Origin of the sequence: Komagataeibacter nataicola, from assembly GCF_003207795.1 — a bacterium.
Taxonomy (GTDB): Bacteria; Pseudomonadota; Alphaproteobacteria; order Acetobacterales; family Acetobacteraceae; genus Komagataeibacter; species Komagataeibacter nataicola.
This window is the reverse complement of record NZ_NIRT01000016.1, coordinates 58895-75168: the sequence shown is the minus strand read 5'-3', so window position 1 is coordinate 75168 and position 16274 is coordinate 58895. Positions and strand designations below refer to the sequence as shown.

Annotated in this window: 14 protein-coding genes; 6 read left to right on the top strand and 8 right to left on the bottom strand. The window is 63.7% G+C overall.

Annotation, left to right across the window (positions count from 1 at the left end):
* Window positions 1-264: 264 nt before the first annotated feature.
* Entirely contained in the window at window positions 265-897 is a 633-nt protein-coding gene (locus CDI09_RS17750) for a hypothetical protein (RefSeq protein WP_146220870.1), read from the bottom strand.
* 389 nt (window positions 898-1286) lie between these two features.
* Between CDI09_RS17750 and cbiB the strand changes: the two genes are divergently transcribed.
* Complete coding sequence (cbiB, locus tag CDI09_RS10385) at window positions 1287-2294, top strand: adenosylcobinamide-phosphate synthase CbiB (protein ID WP_078527740.1); 1008 nt, start codon at window positions 1287-1289, stop codon at window positions 2292-2294.
* 74 nt (window positions 2295-2368) lie between these two features.
* Here cbiB and CDI09_RS10380 read toward each other — a convergent pair whose 3' ends face one another.
* The 3 genes from CDI09_RS10380 to cobU are packed head-to-tail and all read right to left on the bottom strand — an operon-like array spanning window position 2369 to window position 5039.
* Window positions 2369-3838, bottom strand: coding sequence for a cobyric acid synthase (locus CDI09_RS10380; protein WP_078524689.1), 1470 nt, complete (start codon window positions 3836-3838; stop codon window positions 2369-2371).
* A 2-nt stretch (window positions 3839-3840) separates the two neighbouring features.
* Entirely contained in the window at window positions 3841-4449 is a 609-nt protein-coding gene (gene cobO / locus CDI09_RS10375; protein ID WP_078524690.1) for a cob(I)yrinic acid a,c-diamide adenosyltransferase, read from the bottom strand.
* Window positions 4446-5039 (bottom strand): bifunctional adenosylcobinamide kinase/adenosylcobinamide-phosphate guanylyltransferase, encoded by a 594-nt coding sequence (cobU, locus tag CDI09_RS10370; protein ID WP_078524691.1) that lies wholly within the window; start codon window positions 5037-5039, stop codon window positions 4446-4448. The genes cobO and cobU overlap by 4 nt, the downstream gene beginning before the upstream one ends.
* Between cobU and cobT the strand changes: the two genes are divergently transcribed.
* Together cobT and cobS are read left to right on the top strand one after the other, a co-directional pair.
* Window positions 5038-6063, top strand: a complete 1026-nt coding sequence (gene cobT / locus CDI09_RS10365; protein ID WP_078524693.1) for a nicotinate-nucleotide--dimethylbenzimidazole phosphoribosyltransferase — start codon at window positions 5038-5040, stop codon at window positions 6061-6063. The two genes, cobU and cobT, sit on opposite strands and share 2 nt — an antisense overlap.
* A 2-nt stretch (window positions 6064-6065) precedes the next feature.
* Window positions 6066-6812: an adenosylcobinamide-GDP ribazoletransferase gene (cobS, locus tag CDI09_RS10360; RefSeq protein WP_249034017.1), complete on the top strand. Its 747-nt coding sequence runs from the start codon at window positions 6066-6068 to the stop codon at window positions 6810-6812.
* On the opposite strand, the gene CDI09_RS10355 is transcribed toward cobS, so the two are convergent.
* Entirely contained in the window at window positions 6709-7365 is a 657-nt protein-coding gene (locus tag CDI09_RS10355) for a histidine phosphatase family protein (protein WP_078524697.1), read from the bottom strand. The genes cobS and CDI09_RS10355 overlap by 104 nt on opposite strands.
* A 277-nt stretch (window positions 7366-7642) precedes the next feature.
* On the opposite strand from CDI09_RS10355, the gene CDI09_RS10350 reads away from it, so the two are divergent.
* A complete protein-coding gene (locus tag CDI09_RS10350) occupies window positions 7643-8893 on the top strand; it encodes a restriction endonuclease (protein ID WP_078524699.1) in 1251 nt (416 codons plus the stop codon).
* A gap of 526 nt (window positions 8894-9419) precedes the next feature.
* Here CDI09_RS10350 and CDI09_RS10345 read toward each other — a convergent pair.
* Window positions 9420-10316, bottom strand: a complete 897-nt coding sequence (locus CDI09_RS10345) for a hypothetical protein (RefSeq protein WP_078524701.1) — start codon at window positions 10314-10316, stop codon at window positions 9420-9422.
* Window positions 10317-10690: 374 nt separating this feature from the next.
* Between CDI09_RS10345 and CDI09_RS10340 the strand changes: the two genes are divergently transcribed.
* Entirely contained in the window at window positions 10691-12145 is a 1455-nt protein-coding gene (locus tag CDI09_RS10340) for an amino acid permease (protein ID WP_078524703.1), read from the top strand.
* Between the two features lie 189 nt (window positions 12146-12334).
* Window positions 12335-13477: a hypothetical protein gene (locus tag CDI09_RS10335; RefSeq protein ID WP_078527742.1), complete on the top strand. Its 1143-nt coding sequence runs from the start codon at window positions 12335-12337 to the stop codon at window positions 13475-13477.
* Between the two features lie 225 nt (window positions 13478-13702).
* Here CDI09_RS10335 and CDI09_RS10330 read toward each other — a convergent pair whose 3' ends face one another.
* Together CDI09_RS10330 and CDI09_RS10325 are read right to left on the bottom strand one after the other, a co-directional pair.
* Window positions 13703-14704, bottom strand: coding sequence for an asparaginase (locus tag CDI09_RS10330; protein WP_078524705.1), 1002 nt, complete (start codon window positions 14702-14704; stop codon window positions 13703-13705).
* Window positions 14705-14916: 212 nt separating this feature from the next.
* Window positions 14917-16185, bottom strand: a complete 1269-nt coding sequence (locus CDI09_RS10325; RefSeq protein WP_205836672.1) for an acyl-CoA dehydrogenase family protein — start codon at window positions 16183-16185, stop codon at window positions 14917-14919.
* Window positions 16186-16274 lie beyond the last annotated feature (89 nt).

Below are 16274 nucleotides of genomic sequence, written 5' to 3'. Positions count from 1 at the left end.
CTCGCATACAACTGCAAAAGAATGGCACGGCTTCAGGCAGCATAAGCCGGGTCAGCCTCGGCGTTATCAGCCGCAAAATGCCCAACCCGACAGGCTGCTAGAGCCTTTTGCATGATTTCCCTTAATGCAAGAAAAAATGATCCCCGGGTTAATGCACGGCTACGCCCCGACCCGGGAAACTGCCAGGGCCATGGGGTCATATACCCTGGTGGTATCATCCACCCGTGGCATGGCTGGCGGCCTGACAGGCAGGCGTGCCACGCATCATGAACTGCACAGCACCCTTCTCGTGCCGGTCCATGCAACAAACGGAACCGTCTTGCCTTCAACCGTGGTTATTTTCTGTACATCGATGACATAACCATTATTTCCCTCCGTCGCGTCATATGACGTAACGGCATACCACTGCCCCGCGGGCAGATTGGGCCAGAAAAAATGGCCGATGGATGTACAGATGTCAGGACCGGCAACCGGGCAGGAAATACGCGCAATGAAAGGCAGCACTGACGGTTCGACCCAGCGGGGATCATTCACAGCCGTGGGGCCGTTAAGCCGGTAACTATAAAACTCCATCTTTTTTGACAGCACACGCATATATTCACTTTCCGGGAGCAGCTCTACTGTAAAATGACTGCGTGGGATCTGCATGATGGAACTTGGTATGTCATTAAATGTATAGACAGTATTATTTCCCGAAGTCAGGGCGGTCGTGGTGTGCCTTGTAAATATTGCACCACTGACACACCCCCTGATGGCCGCATGACCCGGCTTTTGCGCCCATGCCACTTCATTGCTGTTGAATAGCATTGCAGGCGGGTGCGGATGGATGCAGCCACCAAGAAGTGGTAAAATCAGTATTGGAAAAAACAATTTTTTAATTTTATTGTTATGGAGCATTTTCTTTCCCGTAGATCATAGCGACATTCATCCTGATATTCGATCCCATGCCAAATGGTTGCGGTATCAACAGTCCACACGCACACGGCATTTCTGCCTATTTTTGCATTCTGGCCACGGGTTTCCTCACCCCGCATTATCCCACAATAAAATCCAGATCATTTTTATTGTAGATTTTTAAATATACCTTAAAAGAATTTCAGTTTCACAGTCATTGCAAATATAATTAGCCAATACGCTGCAATAGAACCCCCACAGTCCTATATCTGCCATGCGCATGACCTGCATTGCCCGCCAGAAGCACGTTCATGCGCCATGGCGAAACACCCGCGCACCGCCCGTTACCGCCGCCCTTGACCCTGTGCAGGGGCCGCAATATCCATCGGGGCATGCGCCTTTCCCGTTTCCTGCTTCGTTCTGTCAGCACCGCATGCGTGGCCTCGGTTACCGATGCCATGGCTGGCTACCCGCAGGCGCTTGTCAGCCGGATCGGGCACCCCGTCATCTGGATTGGCCGGTTGATCGATGGGCTGGACCGCCGCCTGAACACACCCGAACACACGCCCGCCTGCCGCCGGACCAACGGCTTTGTGGCGAGTGCCGTAATCGTGGCGGTGCCAACACTGGCTACCGTAGCGCTTGAACGCGGCATGCGACGCGTCCTGCCGCGCAATCTGGCTGTGGCGCTAACCGGCGTGCTGGCCAGTTCGCTGGTGGCCCAGCGCTCGCTGCATGACCATGTGCTGGCCGTAGCCCAACAGGCGCAGGTCAGCCTGCCTGCCGCCCGGCGCGCGGTCTCGCACATTGTGGGCCGCGACCCCGAGCAGCTTGATGAAGCAGGCGTGCTGCGCGCGGCTACCGAGACACTGGCCGAGAACTTCTCCGACGGGATCGTGGCTCCCCTGCTGTGGATGGCGCTCGGCGGCCTGCCGGGGGCCGTGTTCTACAAGGCGGTCAATACGGCCGACAGCATGATCGGCCACCGCACCCCCCGCCATGAAGCCTTTGGCTATGCGGCGGCCCGGCTCGATGATCTGGTCAACCTGCCTGCCTCGCGCCTGTCGGCCTTATGGATCGTGCTTGCCGCCCTGAGCCTGCCCGGCATGAATGCGCGCGGCGCCCTGCGCGTGCTGCGGCGCGATGCCCGCACCCACCGCTCGCCCAATGCAGGCTGGCCGGAGGCGGCCATGGCAGGTGCGCTGGGCATCCGCCTGTCTGGCCCGCGCGCCTATAACGGCGTGCGCGTGGCCGAACCCTGGGTGGGCGATGGCACGCCCGACCTGCACCCGGCTGACCTGTATCGTGCCCTTGCCCTGTACCGCCGCGCCTGCCTGATCCAGACACTCGCGGGCACAACAGCGATGGCCCTGCTTGGCAGGACATTACGGCGACGCTGACCCGAAAATGATGAAAGTTCTGGGTGCTGTCTTTTTTCAAAAAGCTTCAGAAGGGGGCGCCCAGGAACTTTCCCTCATCCACGCTGCACCGGACGCGCCATGGCCAGCAGGCCGTCGATATCGAGATGCGCTTCCAGATGGTCGGCCAGCGCATCAAGCGCTGCATCCACCGTCGCATCATGATCGCGTGCGTGCGAGCCTGCGCCAAGCCGCGCCAGCAATGCCGCCCTTGCGCGGCCATCGGCCAGCAGGCCATGCACGTAAGTGCCCCATATCTGCCCCGAGGGGCTGACCGCGCCATCAGCCCGCCCGCCAAGATCAGTCAGTGGACGGGCAGCGTGATCCGGTCCTTCGGTGCGGCCGATATGCATCTCATACCCATGCAGGGGCACGCGTTCGGGCAGTAGTGCACCGGTCACGTCCTCCAGCCGCTTGTTGCCTTCCAGCACGGTGGTCACATCCAGCAGGCCCAGCCCGTCCACCGTGGCGCGCGCCCCCTCGATGCCTTCGGGGTCGGCAATGCTGCGGCCCAGCATCTGGTAGCCACCGCATATGCCCAGCACATGCCCACCACGGCGCACATGGGCATGGATGTCGATATCCCACCCCTCCGCGCGGAGTGTGGCCAGATCGGCAATGGTGGCCTTGGCGCCGGGCAGGATGACCAGGTCACAGTCGGGCAGCACCTGCCCGCGTGGCACCATGGTCAGCGACACGCCATCTTCAGCCGCCAGCGGGTCGAGGTCATCAAAATTGGCAATCATGGGCAGGCATGGCACGGCGATGCGCACACCTTTCCCGCGCGGGCCGCCACCGGCGGCAAGATCGGCTGCATCTTCCGCTGGCAGGGCGCGCACGCGGTCGAGGAACGGCACAAGCCCCACGGGCTGCCAGCCGGTCATGCGGGCGATCCCGTCCATGCCCGCGGCAAACAGCGCGGGGTCGCCGCGCATGCGGTTAACGATAAAGCCCCGGATGCGCCGTGCGTCATCGGGCGCCACCACCACCTTCGTGCCCACGAGGCTCGCGATCACGCCGCCACGGTCGATATCACCAATGAGCACCACGTCAATATCCGCCGCCTGGGCGAAGCCCATATTGGCGATGTCATCGGCCCGCAGGTTGACCTCCGAGGCGGAGCCCGCCCCTTCCACCAGCACGATGTCGGCCTGATCGGCAAGGGCGTGAAAGCTGCCCAGCACCTCGGGCATCAGCCCGCGCTTGAAGGACTGGAAATCACGCGCGCGCACCTGTCCGCGCATCTGCCCGCGCACCACAAGCTGCGATCCGGTCATGCCCTGCGGCTTGAGCAGCACCGGGTTCATATGCACCGAAAGCGGCACCCCGCAGGCCCGCGCCTGCAGCGCCTGCGCGCGCCCGATCTCGCCGCCATCAGCGGTCACGGCGGCGTTGTTGGACATGTTCTGCGGCTTGAACGGGCGCACGCGCAGCCCCCGGCGGGTCAATGCCCGGCACAGCCCCGCCACCAGCACGGACTTGCCAACACTCGAGCCCGTGCCCTGAAACATGAGTGCGCGCGCCATGCTCAGAACTCGATCCCGGCCTGCGCCTTGACGCCCTTCTTGAAGTGATGCGCCACCTGCGTCATCTCGGTTACGAGGTCGGCGGCCTCGATCATGGCCGGGCGGGCGTTGCGGCCTGTTACCACCACGTGCTGCATGGGCGGCCGGGCCGCGATATCGGCCAGCACGTCGTCAATGGGCAGGTAGTCGTAGCGCAGGGCGATGTTGAGTTCATCAAGGATCACCATGCTCACGTCACTGCGCTTCAGCGCGGCGCGGGCCTGATCCCAGGCAATGCGGCAGTTGGCGATATCCTTCGCGCGGTCCTGCGTGTTCCAGGTAAAGCCCTCGCCCAGCGCATGCCATTCCACCTGGTCGCCAAAGCGTTCCAGCGCCTTGCGCTCGCCGGTGTTCCACGCGCCCTTGATGAACTGGATCACCACGATCCGCCCACCATGGGCCAGCGTGCGCAGCGCCATGCCAAAGGCTGCGGTGGACTTGCCCTTGCCCGCCCCCGTATGCACGGCCAGCAGCCCCTTCTCGATGGATTTGCTCTCCACCTCCCGGTCCTGCACGGCCTTGCGTTTTGCCATTTTTTCACGGTGGCGGATTTCTTCGGGGGTCAGGGTCATTTCATCTCCATTGGCAGGCCTGCCACCACAAAGACAACACGAGCCACCTTGCGCGCAATAGCCTGATGCATCAGGCCCGCCTCATCACGGAAGCGCCGCGCCAGCGCATTGTCGGGCACGATGCCCTGCCCCACCTCATTCGAGACCAGCACCGTAGGCCCCGCGCGGCGCTCAAGGGCGGCCAGCAGGGCGCGGGTCGCCGCCGTTATGTCGTGCTCGCCCAGCATGAGGTTGGTCAGCCATAGGGTCAGGCAATCCACCAGCACGGGGCTTGTGCCCGCAGCGTCGAGCGCGCGGGGCAGGTCGAGTGGTTCCTCGGCGGTGCGCCAGTTTTCACCCCGGCGGGCGCGGTGGCGGCTCACGCGGGCATCCATTTCGCCATCATGAGGCTGGCAGGTGGCAAGGTAGGTCCATGGGGTCGGCCACGAGTTAAACAGTCCTTCGGCAAACGCGCTCTTGCCCGAGCGCGCGCCGCCGAGCACGAAAATACAGCCCTGCGAGCCTGCTGGCAGGGTATGCGTGCCATCCGCCATCATTTTATCCTCCCCCATCTTGCATCGGCGCGCATAAGACCACACAACGCTGCCCATGCCATCCCGTCTTTCCATACCGCAGGACATGGCCGCGCTGCGCGTGCTGTGCCGCGACCTTCCCACCGCCGACACCGCCGTCGGCGCCGCCATTGCCCGCCATGACAGCCAGCTGACCAAGCCGCCGGGCAGCCTTGGCCGGCTGGAGGACCTCGCAGCCTGGACAGGCCAGTGGCAGCGCACCGACCGACCGCGCGCCGAGCGGGTGGATATCATCGTCTTCGCGGGCAATCACGGCGTCACCGCGCAGGGTATCACGCCCTGGCCCAGCGATGTCACCCGCCAGATGGTCGAGAATTTTCGTACGGGCGGGGCGGCCATCAACCAGATCGCCCGCGTGGCAGGCGCCCGGCTGCATGTGATCGAGGTGGAAGACCTGCGCCCCACGGCGGATTTTACGCAGGCCCCCGCCATGGATGAAGCCACCTTCCTGCGCGCCATTGCCACCGGCATGCACGCGGTCCAGCCGGGCACGGACCTGCTGTGCGTGGGCGAGATGGGCATTGGCAACACCACCGCCGCCGCCGCCATGTGCGCCGCCCTGTTTGGCGGCGGCGGAGCGCAGTGGGCCGGGCGCGGCACCGGGCTTGACGAGGCTGGCGTGCGCCACAAGGCAACGGTAATCGACCGGGCGCTGGCCCGTCATGCCGAGGTATGCGACCCGCTTGAAATCCTGCGCCATGTGGGCGGGCATGAACTCGCGGCCCTGTTCGGGGCGGTTCTGGCCGCGCGTTACAGGGATATTCCCGTGCTGGTTGATGGCTTCATCTGTACGGCCGCCGTGGCCCCGCTGGGCGTGCTGTCGCCCGGAGGGCTGGCCCATACGCGGCTGGCCCACTGCTCGGCTGAAGGGGGGCATGCCCACCTTGCGGCAAGGCTGGGGCTGACCCCGCTGCTGGAACTGGGGCTGCGGCTGGGCGAAGGCTCGGGCGCGGGGCTTGCCGTGGGGCTGGTGCGCGCGGCGGTGGCGTGCCTGTGCGGCATGGCCACCTTTGCGCAGGCGCGGGTGAGCGGGCGGGAATGAGTATGACGGCCCGATTGCGCGCCGATCTTGTGTGCGGACTGGGGCTGCTGACCCGCCTGCCCACAGGCTGGCTGGCACGCGACGGGCTGCCCTACAGCATGACACGCTCGATATGGTGCTGGCCCCTGATTGGCGCGGGGGTCAACGCGCTTGCGGCCCTGGCCTACGCGGCGGCGCTCCGGCTTGGCCTTGCCCCCCTGCCCGCCGCGGGCTGGTGCGTGGGCGGCCTGCTGCTGCTATGCGGCGGGCTGCATGAAGATGGCCTGGCCGACATGGCCGATGGCTGCGGCGGCGGCCGCGACCGGGCGCGCAAGCTCGAGATCATGCGCGACAGCCGCGTGGGCAGCTATGGCGTGATGGCGCTGGTCGTCGCCCTGCTGGTGCGGGTAACAGCCATTGCCGCCATGCCCGGGCCTATTGCGCTGGTGGCCCTGCCGGTGGCAGGGGCGCTGGCCCGTGCCGCCATGGCGGGCGTGCTGTGGCGCGTGCCGCCCGCGCGCCGCGACGGGCTGGCCAGCGCCATGGCCTCCCTGCCCGGCCCGGCCCTGCTGGCATGCCTTGGCCTGGCCGGGGCGCTTGCGGCCTGCCTGCTGCCCGGCGCGCGGGCCATGACGGCCTGCGCCGTGGCCATGCTGGCCAGCGTGCTTATGTGCCGCCTTGCATGCTGGCAACTTGGCGGACAGACCGGTGACGTTCTTGGTGCAACGGCAGTCGTGACGGAATGCGCAGTTCTGACGGCTCTGTGCTGAACGGGGCGCTGCCCTGCTCGACCACCCGCACCGACCCCATGGGGGGCGAGGGCGCAAGCAGGTTGCCCGCCGCGCCATGAACCATGCCGTGCATGAGGCGCAGCGGGCCGCCATGGGTAATGATGGCGCAGGACTGGCCGCGCTGATGCATCTCGGTCCAGAAATGACGCACGCGGGCGCGCAGCGCGCTACCGCTCTCGCCGCCAGGCGGTGTAAACCCGCTCACATCCGCCGCCCATGCATCAAGTGCCGAGCGCGAGATTCGGCTCCACGGACGGCCCTCCCACTCCCCGAAACTGATCTCACGCAGACGTGAATCCACCCTCAACTCCAGATTCATGAATTGCGCTACCCGATCCGCCACCATGCGGCACCGCCGCGCGGGAGACGAGAACAGAATCCGGCATCCCACACCCTGCATGACGGTGCGCAGGCCATCGGCCATGCGCTCCCAGCCCTCGGCCAGGGCAACGTCGTGTTGGCCGTAACACACGCCTTCCGCGCCTGTTACGGCGGGATGGCGCGCCAGCACTACTGCAAAACGGTCAGTCATCCGCTCCTGCTTTCCAACATGTCGCGCCGAGCATCCGCGAAGTTCGTGAACACCGCCATAAGAGCGGCAAGGGGGCAGATACCCGATAAGGACATGCCACTTTCCATACCCCCCTGTTCAGCCAGACCATGATTCAAACATACAGGACTAAATAAAGCCTGTTTACAAGAACAACTGTATTCTGCATATCGGCATCTGCACGTTAACACATCTTGATTTGCTGATACCCAGGGTCTGCGCCAGCTACACCACCAGACCGGAAGGATTAAAGAGCATCATGCGGATATGGGCGAGTGCCTGCCTGCTCCTGTGGCTGCCCGCGAGCGCCAGCGCCGCAGGTCTGTTCAGTGCGACCCATCCCACCCTTGCCTGTGGGGATGATGCCGCCCTGCGTGCCCTGTCCGATCCCGCCACGCTAGCCCAGCATCCCGCCGCATGGAGCAAGACGCTGTTCAGGCAGGGCGACTGCCATGCCGTCACCCCCGATATAAAGTGGGAAAAGATCGCCAACCGCAATGGGCTGCCGCTCATGCGCCGCGTGCCGCCGGTGCCGGGGCTGTCGCCGCAGTATTTCATGACCGGCACCATTGCGCCCATTGGTGCGCCAGCGCCTGCGCCGGTTCATGTCACGCCGCCCCCCGCGCCCCCCGTCGCTGACAACCCCACGCCAGAAGGCCCGCAGCAGCAGGCCCAGGATGACGCGCCGCCGCCCGCTCCGCCCGTTATCGTGCAGAACCGGGAAACACCGCTGCCCACCGACCTGTTCTTCATGACGCGCGGCTTCCAGAAACTCGGCTCGCTCATCCTTACGCTGATGCTCATTGCCGGTGCCGGGTGGGTCATGCTGCGGGTGCTACGCACGATCTGGCTCATGGCGCGGCGGCGCAAGGCCATCGGCACCTGCATGCGACTGGCCGAGCGCCACCGCCCCATGCTTGCGCGCTGGTACCAGCAGGCCGAGGATGACACCACCGCCCTGACCCACAGCCGCATGTCATGGAACACGCATGTGGAGCGCTTTACGCGCACCACCCTGCTGCCCGCACTCGCGCGTGACGGACAGAGCGCGCTATGGCCTGCCATTAACAAGACGGTGTGCGCGCACCTCACCACGCTTGCGGCCAATACCGCCCGCACGCCCTCCGCCACCGTGCTCACGCCTGGCATCTACCACCAGGACATGAACCAGGCGGAATATGCGGCCTTCTGCTCGCAATGGATCGAAAAGGCGGGATGGGAAATCCGCCCCCCGGTGGCCACCGGTTTGGGCTCGGTCATCCATGGTAGCCGCAACGGACTGAAAATGCTGGTGCATTGCTGGATCGACCGCAAGCCCGTGCATGATGACGTGATCTGGCAGGGCATAAAGGAAAAGACCGAAAGCCGCGCCGATATTGGCGCCATCGTCTCCAACGCGCCCTACACGCAGGAAGCCCTGCTGCTGGGCAAGAAACACCGCATCTTCCTGCTGCACCATGAAGACATCTACAAATTCGTCTCGGGCATTGAAGTGCCGGATGTGGCCTGAACGACCTGTTCGCCACAAGGGTATCATACACTTCCATGCCTGACCGGGGTGGTCATGAGGGGTGAAGCCTGCACGCAAACCCGGCGGCACAGGTAAAGTCCACGCCATTATCAGTTTGGCAATGACGTGCGCAGGCAGATGGCGGATGGAGCAGCCTCGTTCAGGCCGGAACACGCAAATTCACTGGCGACGGATACCTGCGCGTCCCCAACGGCCGGTATGTCTGGCACAGTAATTCCCATAGCATTGAGGTGGCAGTCTCAGCATGCTTACCCTGCCCGACCGCAGGCCCGGACATGAATGCGGCATGTTCATGATCCATGGCCGGCAGGCCGGGGCCGGTTCGTTCAAGGCCTGCCACGACACGAGCAGGGGCCGTGATATCTGGAACCCCGCGCCGACCGCCAGTGCCGTGTCACCATGCGCACGGCCTGGAAGACGAGCTGCAGGCGACCGGCATGGCATGCGCTGCAGTGGCCCTGTGCCCCAAAAGCGCATGGCCTGCACAAGACCATGCGCCCTGAACCTAATCGTGCGCCTGACGGGCCGCGAGCGCGTTGAAGCACAGCGCCACGCCATCCGCCTGCGCCGGAGTGGCATCGAAAAAAATCGTATCATCAGCCCGCTTCTGTCCGGTGATGCGGGTGGCGCAATAATCAAACACGGCCCTGCTGTCGCGCCCGCGGGCGCAGTTGAGCAGGCCGCTAAAGCTGACATAACCCGCATGCTCGCGCCGGCCCGTAACATAGGCCGCGCACTGTCTGAGCACCGGCGGAGCGACCCGGCGCGCCATGATGGCGGCATAGGCTGATTCCTCACGCGCCGTGCAGGCCGCCTGCGTGTCATGCGCATGATGATGGGTACAGTACTGCGCCACCGCCCCATGCAGATAGCCGCTCTCGGCCGGGCTGTGCGCCCAGACCGTATCGGTGGCGCGGGTGTAATGAAACACGGCAGCGCTCCGCCCCGCGCCAATCGCGCGGAATGGCACCACGCGCGAACTGCAGTACAGCGTCATGTCATAATGCGCGGCATCATCACCATGCGTGACGAAATCGAGATAAAGCGGGTTGAGTGGCGCAGCGCAGAGCAACTGCCCTGAGGGCATGACCGGATTCTGCCCGTAATCCACCCGATAAAGCAGATGCCCTGGCCGCCCGCCCGGATCGGGCATGACGTCAAGCCGCTCGCCATTGCTGAAATCAATGCTGTTTTCGGACAGGCGCAGTTCGCCCATCTGCGTGGTGGTGGCCGCATCATCGGGGCGCAGCACGAAATACTGCGGCGCATCCTGTGCCAGTTCGCCGCCATCAAAACGCTGGTTGTCGGCATGAGCCGCCACCGGGATGATGATGGCGCCAAGCAGGCCGACAATCAGGGCGGCAGAACGGACTCTCGCGGGGCCAGATTCCGGTTCAGACATGGTGGTACGGCTCACTTTCATGATTAAATATAATGCATTCTTTGCCAAAGTCTTAAAAATAATGTTCATTTTTTAATCATAACGCTTTTATCAAGGCATCTTTGCTTGTCAGCCGCCAACGCGTCTGACAATGTTCGCGACAGAACAACTATTTGATGCTGCATGATATTTCTTTCTGTTTCTTCCCCACCGCACAGGATCCGCCCCCTAAAGGCCAGATCTGTACGGACCGGGCCGAACCGTTTCCACCGTACAACGAAACTGCATATTTTTTGTACATGGTTTAGGCCTGCCCCGAACAATGCCCAGCCGGACAACCGGCTGGCGCCTTCCTTCACCCTTCCATCTGCGATGACCACGGCGGAGACGACAGCATGAGCATACCGGACCACGCACAGGAAGACAGCACCCCCATTTTGCCGGCGGAAGATAACGAGGGCTATCACAAGGGCCTCGGCGCCCGCCAGATCCAGATGATCGCCGTGGGCGGCGCGATCGGCACGGGCCTGTTCCTTGGCGCGGGCTCAAGGCTGCAGGCGGCGGGGCCTTCGCTGGCACTGGTTTATCTTGTGTGCGGCATGTTCTCGTTCCTGATCATGCGCGCGCTGGGCGAACTGGTGATGTACCGCCCCACCTGCGGCAGCTTCGTGTCCTACACGCGTGAGTTTCTGGGCGAGAAGGCGGCGTTCGTGGCGGGCTGGCTGTCATTCATGAACTGGGCCATGACCGGCATTGTCGATATCACGGCAGTCGCGCTGTACATGCATTTCTGGGGCACGTTCGCCTTCGTGCCGCAATGGGTCTTCGCCCTCATGGCGCTGTGCGTGGTCACGACGCTGAACCTGGTGGGCGTGAAGTGGTTTGGCGAGATCGAGTTCTGGTTCTCGCTCATCAAGATCGTGGCCCTGTGCCTGTTCCTTATCGTGGGCAGCATCATACTGGGCGTGCGCATGCCGGTGGGCGGCCACCAGACCGGCCTGCACCTGATTGCCGATAATGGCGGCATCTTTCCACACGGGCTGATTGCCAGCCTGCTGCTGGTGCAGGGCGTGGTGTTCGCCTATTCGGGCATAGAACTGATCGGCACCGCAGCGGGCGAATGCGCGGATGTGCGCACCGTCCTGCCGCGCAGCATCAACAGTGTGATCTGGCGTATCGGCCTGTTTTACGTGCTGTCGGTGGTGCTGCTGGTCAACCTGCTGCCCTGGACCGCCTATCACGGGGGCACCAGCCCGTTCGTGACGTTTTTTGAAGCCCTCGGCGTGCCCGGCGTTGACACGATCATGAACATCGTGGTGCTGACGGCCGCCCTGTCGAGCCTCAATTCGGGGCTGTATTCCACCGGGCGCGTGCTGCGCGCCATGGCGCTGGGCGGCGCCGCCCCCGAGCCGCTGGCCCGCATGAACGCAAGCGCCGTGCCGGCCAACGGCATCCTGCTTACGGTTGCGGTGTACCTGGTGGGCGTGGTGCTCAATTACATCGTGCCCTCGCAGGTGTTCGAGATCGTGCTGAACATGGCGGCGATCGGCATCATCAGCACATGGGGGTTCATCCTGCTCAGCCAGATCAAGCTGCGCCAGGCGGTACGCAGCGGGCGCATGGCTTCATCGGGGTTTGAAATGCCGGGCGCGCCTTTCACCTCGTGGCTGACACTGGCCTATCTGGCTGGCGTGCTCGTGCTGATGCTGTTTGATTACCCCAATGGCACCTACACCATTGCCAGCATGTCGATCGTGGCCGTGCTGCTGGTGATCGGGTGGAAGTACCTCAACCCCGCGCGCGCTGCCGTGCGTGACGGGCAGGAGCCGCCGCGCATGACCGCACCGTAAAAGAAAACGGCGGAAGAACTGCCATTCTCCCGCCGTTTCACTGGCCTGTCAGCCTGAGGAGCACCGTCGTAATGTCCTGATCCCTTCCCTGCGACTGCAGTTCGTATAGCAGGCACCCGCACACTTAACCCCAGAACCAATAAGACCCTGCATGCACTGCCATGCATGCAGGGACGCCCTGAGCAGGAAATGGCCGCAACCATGATTTCCCTGACACGCGCCCACGCCGCAAGGCTGGGCACCGCATCTGCTACCCGCGCCATGACAGCACGGGAAAAAGACGCTGGTCGCCCCTATGAAACAGCATCATACATTCCGATACCGGAATCAATATTATTCGTTGCGATTCCATTCCTTATTGCTCTCGCAGGCCTTGCCTCGGCGCATGCCGCAGGCACCGGCAATGGCACGGCGGCGGGCTCGCAGGGCGTGAACGAGGATTATACCCAGTGGTACACCGGCTCGCTCGTCTCGCCATCAGGCGCGTTGACCAAAAAGGGCGTGTTTGCGTGGGAGCCGTATTTTGCCTACAGCCAGCCTGTGGGCAATCTTGATAGCGTGGGCAGGGCAGCGCCGATAAAAGACAGGGCGCACATGGTCTCGAGCTTCACGCTCTACAAATACTCCATCACCAATTCGATCAGCCTGCAGATGACGCCCACCATCAGTTACGGCTGGCGGCATGGCGGCTATGGCGGCACGACGAGTGGCGTCAAGATGGGCGACCTGCCGGTAGATGTGATGTGGCGCTACCTCGATGCCGACCCCAAGCGCTACATCCCGGCGCTGAGCCTGTTCGTGGGCGTGGCCTTTCCCGCCGGGGATTATACAAAACTGGGCCGCGCGGAAGATGGCGTGGGCACAGGCACCTATACCTTCCGCGTGGCGCTGACGGAGCAGTCAACCTATACCCTGCCCGGCCACCATGAACTGCGGCTGCGCACATGGGGCACCTTTCGCCGTGCGCTGACACAGGCGCATATTGCCGATATCAGCAGCTATGGCACCTCGGCGGGATTTCGCGGGCTGGCGCATCCGGGCATGTATGGCGAGAGCGGCTTCTCGCTGGAATATGGCGTGAACCAGAAATGGGTCATCGCCATGGATCTGGCACGCGACTGGGCCAATGGCTCGCGGGTGCGCGGCTATAACGCACAGGGCAAATATCAGGATGTGCTGGGGCAGGCTTCGGGGGACTGGGTGATCGCGCCTGCGGTGGAATATAACTGGTCGCCACGCTTTGGCATCATCGCCGGTGTTACGGCCATCTTTGCAGGCCATAACACGGGGCAGGTCATCTCGCCGCAGTTTGCTTTCAACAGCGTGTTCTGACAGGACCGTTGGGTGCCGCCTTTTAAAACAAAGCGGCATTCCATGAAGTCTGTATGGCCGCTTTCCTTAGGGGCTGCCCGAAAAGTCAGGCTCAATAATATCCTGCAATTATAAAAGTTTTGGGTGAAGCTTTTTTCAAAACGCGCCAGAAGGCGGCACCTAAAAACTTTTCTTATTTTTTATCAATGATCTGTTTTCAAACAATCCCTCATGACCAACCCTGTATCAGGGTTGGTCGAACAGGGTCTGGATGGCATCGGCATCCGCGCCGGTCATGAGGGCAAGGGCCAGCAGGATGCGCGCCTGACGCGGGCGCATGTGGCCTGCCGCAAGGAGGCCGCGCTGGCACAGTTCGTGGCGGCGCACCACGCCGCCGCAATAACCACTGCTGGCCTGCACCACCACGACACCCGCCGCCACGGCTTCATCCAATGCCGCGTTCTCGGCAGGCGTGCACATGCCGGGCAGCATGCCCGCAGCAATGAGGCCACGCGCGCCCGCCTGCACAAAGGCGCGTATGCCCACGCCATCGGCGCCTGCATGGCTGTAGGTTATGTCCACGCGCGGGATCTCGCCGCCCGCGCCATAAGCGGGTGGCCAGCCCACATGGCGGCGGTAGGCACTTGCGCGCCCGAAGAACACCCGGTTGGCCTCGATCATGCCCAGCGGGCCAAAATCGGGCGAGCGGAAGGTCTCGAGCTGATAGGTTGAAGCCTTGGTCACTTCCTGGGCGGCGTGAATCTCGTTATTGGCCACCACCAGCACGCCGCGACCGGCAGCCTGCGGGGCCGATGCCACCAGCAGGGCGGCATACAGGTTGGCCGGGCCATCGGCGCTGATGGCGCTGGCCGGGCGCTGCGCCCCCACCACAACGACCGGACAGGGCAGATCGAGCACGAGATCAAGAAAACAGGCCCCTTCCTCCAGCGATGAAGTGCCGTGAGTTACGACAACACCGCTCAGATCAGGCTGGCTGGCGACCGTGTGGCTGATGACGCTGGCCAGTTCAAACCACCGGGGCAGGGTCATTTCCACGCTGTCGCAACTGGAAAAGGGAATGCCGCGCACCGCAAAGCGCGCCCGCACGGCCTCGGGCAGCGCCGCAAGCAGGTCAGCCCCGCCAAGGCTTGTGCCGATCTCGGCATAATCGACCGTATCCCGCGGGTCCATCGCCTGGCGGGCAATGGTGCCGCCGGTTGATATAATGGCTATGACGGGTCGCTGCATTCCGCTCTACCTTCTGGTTCAGGCACACTGGGCGCGATCAATCACGCAGGCACGCCGCCTGTCAAACTTATCCCGGCCGGCAGCCGTGACCGGACCTGTCATGCCCTGGCCCTGAACCGGCTGATTAAAGTTTCAGGACACCGCTTTTTAAAAAAAAGGCGGCGTTCCCCGAAGCGTTCTGGAACCAGGTACACCAAACCCTTATCGGTTTTTTACTGATACGGCCCCGGTTCCGGCACCCAGCCCGTCAGCAGGTTGCGGCCGATTTCAGCATTCTTCCAGTCCACGGGGTCATGCAGCGACAGGGTGCGGGCATCGCGCCAGTAACGGTCCAGCCCCAGGGCCGCATCCGTGCCCCGCGCGCCTGCCGCCGCCGGTGCCTCGCCTGCCGCACGCAGGGCCGCACGCGTTGCAACCGAACGCGCGGCACTTGCCGCCATGGCCACCGTGGCGCGTGGCGCCTCGCCCTGCTCATGCTGGTCAAGCAGGCGACCGGCCTGCATCACGCCGCACCAGGCGCCAAACAGATCAGCTCCGATCTCGCCCAGCAGGCGGCGCACATAGGGGTCCTGGTCCGCATTTTCCACGCCTGCCGCCCCCCACGGGCGCGCATGCTGCGGCACAAAGGCACAGACAGCCCGCAATGCGCCCAGACCAATACCGGTCAGAATCGCGCTGAAACCGGCCTGAAAGCGCAGCGCAACATGCTGCGGCACGGTGGTGTCAGGGGCCAGGGCGTTCCAGAAATCATCGACCACTACATTATCCAGCGTAACCGTGCCGGAATCGGTCGCGCGCTGGCCCATGCGGTTCCAGTCATGGTGAAAGCTCAGCCCCGCCGCCCCGCGCGGCACGAGGTCCATACGCACACCTGCGCGCACGTTCCCCCCCGCCTGCTGCGCCCGCACGGGATCAAAGGAGGACACGGCAACCAGATCCGCCCCGGATGCGCCCGTGGCATAGATCTTGCGGCCCGAGACGACATGCGTGCCCGCTTCACCCTGCCGGGCCAGTGTCTGCATGAAACTGTCCGCCGTACGGCCGTTCTCGGCCACGGCCATGCCGAGAATGGCATGGTCGTGCACGATGCGCCGCGCCAGCACGGGCCTGAGCACGGCCGGAGCGTAAACGAATATCTCGCGCACGAGGTCATCATGCACCTTGTAGAGTTGGGCAATGGCGGGGTCCGCCACCGCAAGGCGCAACATGAGTTCGAGCGAGAGTTCCTGTGTCACGCCCAGCCCGCCCCAGGCGCGTGGCACCGCAAGGGCCAGCACGCCCGTCGCCTTGAGGGCCGCCATGGCCTGATGGGGGTAGCCGCCCGCGCGGTCACGCTGCGCTGCGGTGGGGGCGATGATGGTATCGATCACCGCCTGCGCGCGCAGCAGCACGGCGCCTGCTTCCCCCTGCACGGGGCGGGCAGGAAACAGGTCACCCAATAAAGGGGGCAGGCGCATGTCTGGCGCGGATTGAGTGCTCATGCGGCACGATAAGAAGGATGGGGCGGCGCATCAACCATCCCCGTGTCAGGAAGAATTTTAAAAAACAGACGTTTGCAGGTGAAACCTTT